This window comes from Micromonospora sp. 15K316 (genome assembly GCF_004348525.1).
Taxonomy (GTDB): Bacteria; Actinomycetota; Actinomycetes; order Mycobacteriales; family Micromonosporaceae; genus Micromonospora.
Window position 1 is genome coordinate 1 of record NZ_SMKG01000302.1, and the last position, 5,889, is coordinate 5,889.

Consider the following 5,889-nt stretch of genomic DNA (forward strand, 5'->3'; position numbering starts at 1 on the left):
CGCCGGCCCCCACCCGCTCCTTACCGACCTCGAACTGCGGTTTCACCATCAGCGCGAGGTCACCGTCGGGCCGGGTGCAGCCGGCCAGCGCCGGCAGCACCAGCCGCAGCGAGATGAACGACAGGTCCGCCACCGTCAGGTCGACCGGACCGCCGATCGTCTCCGGGGTGAGCGTGCGCACGTTGGTCCGCTCGAACACCCGCACCCGTTCGTCGGTGCGCAGCGGCCACGCGAGCTGGCCGTAGCCGACGTCCACGGCCACCACCTCGGCGGCGCCCGCGCGCAGGAGCACGTCGGTGAAGCCGCCGGTCGACGCGCCGGCGTCCAGGCAACGCCGACCGGCGACGCCCAGCCCGCCGAACGCCCCGAGCGCGCCGGCCAGCTTGTGCCCGCCCCGGGAGACGTACTCCGAGGTCGGGTCGGCGCCGGTGACCAGCAGCGGGTCGGCGGGATCGACCATGGCGGCGGGTTTGCGCGCCGGTACCCCGCGCAGCTGGACCCGGCCGGCCTCCACCAGCGCGGCGGCCTGCTCGCGGGAGCGGGCCAGACCACGGCGGACGAGCTCGGCGTCCAGCCGATTGCGACGTGCCATTCGTTCTCCGGTCTCAGGCCTGGTCGATGCCGGCCAGGGTCTCGCGCAGCGTCTCGTACGCCGCCTCGTACTGGGCGATCTGGTCCGCCGGGGCGAGCGACGACGCATTGATCATCGCCTGCACGGCCGCGTCGACAGCGGGATGCCCCGGCCCGTCGAGCTCCTCGACGGAGGGCTGCGCCGGGCGCCCGCCGGGCGGTGGGCCCGGTCGGGCGGCGGGCAGCCCGCCGGGGGGCGGACCGGGCCGGGGCACGGGCGGCCCCCCGGGCGGTGGACCCGGACGGTACGGGCCGCTCACGGCCGGCTCCCCGGGGCGGCCTGCCGGTTCACTCGGCACCACCCGGTGGCTGCTTGCGAACCGCCTTCTTCGGCGGGTGCGCCGGCTCGGCGTCCCCGCCGGTCGGGCTGACCGTTCCCGGCGACCGACGCGCCACCGCCTTGCCGGGTTCGGCCTTCTTCGCGACCGCCTTCTTCGCCACGGCCTTCTTCGCGACCGCCTTCTTCGCCGGCGGCGTGGCGACCGGCGCGGAGAGCGACCCTTCGGACGGCACCGGACCGGTGGGCGCCGCCGGCCCACCCGCGGACGCCCCGGAGTCCTGGGTCGCGGTCACCGGCGCGGGAGTGTGCGGCGGGTTGCCGGGCGCCGCCGCCGCGGTTCGGTCCGTGGTGACGCCGGGCGCGGCACCGGCGGCGGCCGACCGCGCCTCCCGCAGCTGCCGTTCCAGGTCCTGCACCCGCCGGGTCAGCTCGGCGACCTCCTCGGCGGTGGCGAGCCCGACCCGGCCGAGCGCCCGGTCGACCTCGAAGCGGACGAGTTTGGTCAGCGCGTCGCGGTTCGCCATGCCTGTGGAGACGAGCTCCTCGCCGAGCGCCTGCAGCTGGGCGGCGCTCGTGCCGCCCGAGCCGACCAGCCGGCGCACCACGTCCTGGGCCTTCTTCCGGGGCGCCTCCGTCAGGCCCATGGCCAGCTCGAGGTAGGCGCGCCACGCGTCCTGCATGCCTGAGTCCTTCCGCGGGGCGGGATGTGCAGGTGTCACGCTACCGGGCACCGGTGACCGGCCCGTGCGGTACGGTGCCGAGGACGGTGTGGCGCAGGGTGAGGAGGCGACGGGTGGCCAGCGTGGACGAGTGTCGGCAGGCGTTGCGGGAGCTCGCCGCCCGGCTGGACCGCAACGCCGAGACGGTGCGCGAGCGCGTCGACCTCGACCGCACCCTCGCCTGCCGGATCACCGACCTCGACACCGCCTTCCACGGTCGCCTCACCGAGGGCCGGCTGATCGACCTGACCGACGGCGACGACCCGAAGGCCAAGATCGTGCTGAGCACCAGCAGCGACGACCTCGTGGCGCTCGTCAACGGCGACCTCGACATCGCCCGGGCGGTGGCCTCCCGCCGCGTGTCGATCAAGGCCAACCCGTTCGACCTGATGAAACTCCGCAAACTGCTCTGACGCCCGAGGCGGCGCTCAGGCCGACAGGCCGAGCGTCGCCAGCGCCCGAGCCGCGTCCGGCGACTCGGCGCGGACGGGCGGCACGGTCGACGCCGACCAGGCCGCGGCGCAGAGCGCGGCGACCGCGTCCAGCGGGGAGCCGGCACCGCCGAGTTCCAGCGCGCCGTCCCGCGCCGTGACCGACCAGCCGCCGGCGTCCGCCGGGCCGGGCACGCGCACCACCGCCGCCGGGTCGAAGAGCCCGGCCAGGTCGTGGGCGACGTACGTGGGTCGACGCGCCGGCTCGGCGGCGAGCAGCTCGGACACGTCGCTGACGCCGGTGAGCACCAGCAGGCTCTCCAGGCCGGCCCGGCGGGCGCCCTCGATGTCGGTGTCCAGCCGGTCGCCGACGACCAGCGTCCGCCGCCCGTCCACGCGGCGGGCGGCGGTGGCGAACAGCTCCGGCTCGGGCTTACCCACCACGACGTCCGGATCCCGGCCGAGCGCGGTCCGTACCACGGAGACCAACGCGCCGTTGCCGGGCAGCGGACCCCGGCCGCTGGGCAGCGTACGGTCGGTGTTCGTGGCGACCCAGATCGCGCCGGCCCGGATCGCCACGGTGGCCTCGGCCAGCTCGACCCAGCCGACCTGCTTCCCGTATCCCTGCACCACGGCCTGCGGCGAGTCCTCGGCCCGGTCGACCGGCACGAGCCCGACCGCGGCGATCTCGGCGCGCAGCGCCTCGGCACCTACCACGAGCACCGGAGCACCGGACGGCAGCCGATCCCGGAGCAACTCCGCGGCCGCCGCCGCGCTGGTCAGCACCTCCTCGGCCGAGGCCGGCACCCCCATACCGGTCAGCAGCTCGGCGACCTCGCTCGACCGGCGGGAGGCGTTGTTCGTGGCGTACGCGACCGCCCGCCCCTCGGCGTGCAGCCGGCCGACGGCCTCGACAGCGCCGGGGATCGGCCGGTCGATCAGGTAGATCACACCGTCCAGGTCGAAGACGACCTGAGCGTACCCGTCGACCAGCCGTCCCTCGACGTCTCCCGTCACCGGGCTACCGGACCCGTCTCGTCGTCGCCCACCGGAGCCTCCGCCCCGCCGCGCACGCCGAGGTCGGGGTCGTCGGGACCGCCCCGGCCGACGACGTCGTTCCGGCTCACCGGCTCTGCGGCCGGCCCGGTCCCGTCCCCGTCGGCTCCAGGCACCGCGTCCTCGTCTTCGTCGTCCTCGTCGGCGTCGTCGTCCTCGTCGGCGTCCTCGTCGTCGTCGTCCGCGTCCTCGTCGTCCGCGTCCTCGTCCGCCTCGTCCTCGTCGGAGTCGTCCGCGTCCTCGTCGGAGTCGTCGGTGTCGTCGTCGGCGTCGTCCGCGTCCGCCGCGTCCGCCGCGTCCTCGTCGGAGTCGTCGTCCGCGTCCTCGTCGGTGTCGTCCGCGTCCGTCACGTCCGCATCGGCGGCGTCCTCGTCCTCGGCGTCGCCCTCGATGACCACGCCGTCGAGCTCCAGCAGCCGCTCGGCTGCGTCGGTCTCTCCGTCGGTGTCCAGCTCCGAAGCGCGGGAGAACCACTCCCGGGCCTCCTCGCGACGGTCGGCCGCGAGCAGCGCGTCGGCGTACGCGTAGCGCAGCCGCGCCGCCCACGGCTCGGTCGCGTCGCTGGTCAGCTCGCGCACCTGGAGCATCGCGACCGCGGCGTCCTTCTGCCCGAGGTCGCCACGGGCTCCGGCGGCGACGATCAGCAGCTCGATGGCGGTGGCCGGGTCGAGCGCGTCCCGGTCGGCGCCACGGAACAGGTCGATGGCCCGCTCCGGGCGGCCGAGGGCGCGCTCACAGTCGGCCAGCACGGCGATGTGACTCTGCACCCCGGTCATCCGGTGGTACGTCCGCAGCTCGGCGATCGCCGTCTGCCACTCACCGGCGTGGTACGCGGCCAGACCGACCGCCTCCCGTACGGCGGCGATGCGGGACGCCAGCCGGCGGGCCGCCAACGCGTGCGCCAGGGCCTCGGCGGGATCCTCGTCGATCAGCACACCTGTCGCGACCAGGTGCCGGGCGACCGTCTCGGCGACCGGCTTGGCCAGCGACAGCAGCTCGGCCCGGACGTCCTTGTCGAGGTCGGTCGCGACGATCTCGTCCGGCAGCGCGGGAGCCGCGCCGCGTTCACCCGCGGAGCGCTCCGACCCGCCCTCGGCACGCCGCTCCCCCTCGTCACGCCGGCCACCGAAGCCACCCTCACGCCGGCGGTCGTCGAACCGACGCTCGTCCCGCTGCGACCGGTCGCCGCCGCGGAAACCACCCTCACGACGGTCGCCACCGCGGAATCCGCCGCGGTCGCTCCGCTCGCCGCGGAAACCACCCTCACGGCGCTCACCGCCGCGGAAGCCCTCACGCTCCCCGCCGCGGAAGCCGCCCTCACGACGGTCCCCGCCGCGGAAGCCCTCGCGGTCACCGCCGCGGAAGCCACCCTCACGACGGTCCCCTCCCCGGAAGCCACCGTCACGACGCTCGCCACCGCCGGCGCCGCCCTCGCGGCGCTCCCCGCGGAAGCCACCGTCGCGGTCACCGCCGCGGAAGCCGCCCTCGCGGTCACCGCCGCGGAAGCCGCCCTCACGACGGTCCCCGCCACGGAAGCCCTCACGGTCACCACCGCGGAAACCACCCTCACGACGGTCCCCACCACGGAAGCCCTCACGGTCACCACCACGGAAGCCCTCACGGTCACCACCGCGGAAGCCACCCTCACGACGGTCACCACCACGGAAACCGCCCTCACGACGATCCCCACCACGAGAACCCTCACGGTCACCACCACGGAAGCCACCCTCACGACGGTCCCCGCCGCGGAAACCGCCCTCACGACGGTCCCCGCCGCGGAAACCCTCACGGTCACCACCGCGGAAGCCACCCTCACGGCGCTCCCCGCCGCGGAAGCCCTCGCGCTCCCCGCCGCGGAAACCACCCTCACGACGGTCCCCGCCGCGGAAGCCCTCGCGCTCCCCGCCACGTGAGCCAGCCTCACGGCGGTCACCGCCGCGGAAGCCCTCGCGGTCACCACCCCGGAATTCGGCGTCCCGGTCAGCAGGTCGGAAGCCGCCGGGCCGGTCGCCGGAGCGGAAGCCCCCGGCACGATCACCGCCGCGGTAGCCGCGCTCCCGGTCGCCGCTGCGGAAACCACCCTCACGACCGTCGCCACGGGCGCCCTGGTCCCGGTCACCGCCGCGGAAACCACCCTCGCGGCGCTCGCCGCCGCGGAAGCCGCCTTCCCGGCGATCGCCCCGGGAGTCGTCCGACCGACCACCGCGGTAACCCTGGTCGCGGTCGCCGCGGAAGCCACCGGAACGCTCCCCGCTCCGGAAACCGCCCTCACGGCGCTCCCCGCCACGGAAACCGCCCTCGCGGTCGCCACCTCGGAAGCCACCCCGGTCGCCGCCTCGGGACCCCTGGTCCCGGTCGCCGCCACGGAAGCCCTCGCGGCGGTCGCGGAACCCGCCCTCACGGTCGCCGGCGTACCCGCGTGAGCCGCCGCGGTTGTCGCGGTCGCCGCGGTACGGCGGCCGGTCGCGATCGTCACGCCGCGGCGTCCGGTCACGCCCGTCCGACCGATCGGTACGGTCGTCGTATCGACGGGGGCGGTCGCCGCCCTGCGGTCCTGAACTCACGGGGTACATCCTTCCTGATTGCGCCATCTGTGGCGCCACGCAGTCGAGGGCCGACCCGGATGGGGCGGCCCTCGACTGGAAAAATGTCCGGCGGTGTCCTACTCTCCCACACCCTCCCGAGTGCAGTACCATCGGCGCTGGAGGGCTTAGCTTCCGGGTTCGGAATGTAACCGGGCGTTTCCCCTCCGCCATGACCGCCGTAACTCTAT

General features: G+C 75.4%; 7 protein-coding genes and 1 rRNA gene. 2 read left to right on the top strand and 6 right to left on the bottom strand.

Annotated features, from left to right (window positions below; translation table 11 throughout):
• From E1211_RS30065 to E1211_RS30075, 3 genes are all read right to left on the bottom strand, one after another.
• The coding region (locus E1211_RS30065; RefSeq protein ID WP_132353286.1) for a TlyA family RNA methyltransferase at positions 1-592 on the bottom strand (592 nt) is incomplete at its 3' end.
• Between the two features lie 13 nt (positions 593-605).
• Positions 606-845: a hypothetical protein gene (locus E1211_RS30070; protein WP_243709768.1), complete on the bottom strand. Its 240-nt coding sequence runs from the start codon at positions 843-845 to the stop codon at positions 606-608.
• Between the two features lie 73 nt (positions 846-918).
• A complete protein-coding gene (locus E1211_RS30075) occupies positions 919-1,590 on the bottom strand; it encodes a phasin family protein (protein WP_132353290.1) in 672 nt (223 codons plus the stop codon).
• A 113-nt stretch (positions 1,591-1,703) separates the two neighbouring features.
• Between E1211_RS30075 and E1211_RS30080 the strand changes: the two genes are divergently transcribed.
• Positions 1,704-2,042 (top strand): SCP2 sterol-binding domain-containing protein, encoded by a 339-nt coding sequence (locus E1211_RS30080; RefSeq protein WP_132353292.1) that lies wholly within the window; start codon positions 1,704-1,706, stop codon positions 2,040-2,042.
• A 15-nt stretch (positions 2,043-2,057) separates the two neighbouring features.
• Here the strand turns inward: E1211_RS30080 and E1211_RS30085 are convergent, their stop codons facing one another.
• Entirely contained in the window at positions 2,058-3,077 is a 1,020-nt protein-coding gene (locus E1211_RS30085) for an HAD-IIA family hydrolase (RefSeq protein WP_132353294.1), read from the bottom strand.
• Positions 3,074-4,108 (bottom strand): tetratricopeptide repeat protein, encoded by a 1,035-nt coding sequence (locus E1211_RS33610; RefSeq protein WP_371686226.1) that lies wholly within the window; start codon positions 4,106-4,108, stop codon positions 3,074-3,076. Before E1211_RS33610 ends, E1211_RS30085 begins: the two co-directional genes overlap by 4 nt.
• On the opposite strand from E1211_RS33610, the gene E1211_RS32805 reads away from it, so the two are divergent.
• Positions 4,067-5,029: a hypothetical protein gene (locus E1211_RS32805; RefSeq protein WP_165947372.1), complete on the top strand. Its 963-nt coding sequence runs from the start codon at positions 4,067-4,069 to the stop codon at positions 5,027-5,029. The two genes, E1211_RS33610 and E1211_RS32805, sit on opposite strands and share 42 nt — an antisense overlap.
• 736 nt (positions 5,030-5,765) lie before the next feature.
• Here E1211_RS32805 and rrf read toward each other — a convergent pair.
• Positions 5,766-5,882 (bottom strand): 5S ribosomal RNA (gene rrf, locus E1211_RS30095).
• Between the last annotated feature and the right edge of the window lie 7 nt (positions 5,883-5,889).

Coding starts and splice junctions, on each gene's coding strand:
- E1211_RS30075 (WP_132353290.1), bottom strand. CDS start 1,590: ATGCAGGACGCGTGGCGCGCCTACCTCGAGCTGGCCATGGGCCTGACG.